General features: G+C 53.1%; 1 protein-coding gene. It reads right to left on the bottom strand.

Annotated features, from left to right (window positions below; translation table 11 throughout):
* Positions 1–10: 10 nt before the first annotated feature.
* Positions 11–245, bottom strand: a 235-nt coding sequence (locus KVT32_RS31095) for a hypothetical protein (RefSeq protein ID WP_217619532.1), incomplete at its 5' end; no start/stop codon positions are given.

The following is a 245-nucleotide window of genomic DNA, read 5'->3' on the forward strand; positions in this document are numbered from 1 at the left end:
GTTGTTTGCATCAGTAGGTTCCTTCAAAGGTCACCGGAATGTAGCGACCAGCTTTAATCTCTTCTTCCCAGAATCGCTTACGTTCTGCCACCTTTGCCGAATCATACTGCTCCAGTGCCCGGACGATGTTTTCCATCTCAGTTGGGAACGACGTCTGCATCCATGCTAACAGGGGAATGGAGGTATGCAGGTGCTCCAGTTCGACCTGGCGCCGCGCGAGCAGGTCGTAACTTTGGTCGAACAGG

Origin of the sequence: Achromobacter sp. GbtcB20 (genome assembly GCF_019091095.1) — a bacterium.
Taxonomy (GTDB): domain Bacteria; phylum Pseudomonadota; class Gammaproteobacteria; order Burkholderiales; family Burkholderiaceae_B; genus Achromobacter; species Achromobacter mucicolens.